Source organism: Yeosuana aromativorans, assembly GCF_014646655.1.
Lineage (GTDB): Bacteria > Bacteroidota > Bacteroidia > Flavobacteriales > Flavobacteriaceae > Yeosuana > Yeosuana aromativorans.
The window spans coordinates 1-667 of sequence record NZ_BMNR01000029.1 but is presented as its reverse complement, the minus strand read 5'-3'; the positions used below and the strand labels follow the sequence as shown (position 1 = coordinate 667).

Sequence of the window (667 nt, the reverse complement as noted above, 5' to 3'; positions counted from 1 at the left end):
ACAACGTGTTTGGCTATGGTTTCGTTGCGGAAAAATCCGCAGGATTATTCCGCCGTAAACCGAAGATAGTAAAATAGGGCGGAATTTTCGGCAGAAAATTCCGCAGCAATGAACTATAGCCGGTGTTGTACATAGTGCTTTTAGTTTTCAAATTTCACATATTTAGTTTCAAAGTCAAATTCAGCCCATTTAATTTTTAACGTGTCATTTTCCGTTGAAGTTATTGTTCCCTTTTGAACAAAGTCATTATAAAATATTGTGATTTTATTTCCGTCCAAAATGTATGGCATATGTCCATCGCCATCGTAGTCAGCCACATGGAAATCCTTTGCGGTCAACCAAAAATCTGCGTGTGGTCCATTTGGGTCTTGAGTCCAAATTCCGAACGCTTGAGTTGTGTCAATCGTTAAATTCCGTATGATTGTTTTTTCAGGACGTTTTATGTTTTCTATTTCAGGGTTGTCAGTATTATATTCTGAAATCGTAAAAGTTTCTTGTTTGTCTGGATTTGCCAATTCATTGTATCCATTTAGAGAATCAGTTTTTAATTCCAATTCCGTATTTGAGTTCAGTCCGTTATTTTTCCTTTCGTTTTTGCACGAAATACTGATTAAAATCAGAACGAAAATTGATATGTAATTCAGTTTTTTCAGCATTATGTACAACG

1 protein-coding gene is annotated in these 667 nt (G+C 35.5%); it reads right to left on the bottom strand.

The window, feature by feature from the left end; all coding sequences use genetic code 11:
* Positions 1-140 precede the first annotated feature (140 nt).
* Positions 141-667 (bottom strand): hypothetical protein (locus IEW94_RS16810; protein ID WP_229669567.1); only part of this gene is annotated, 527 nt, incomplete at its 5' end.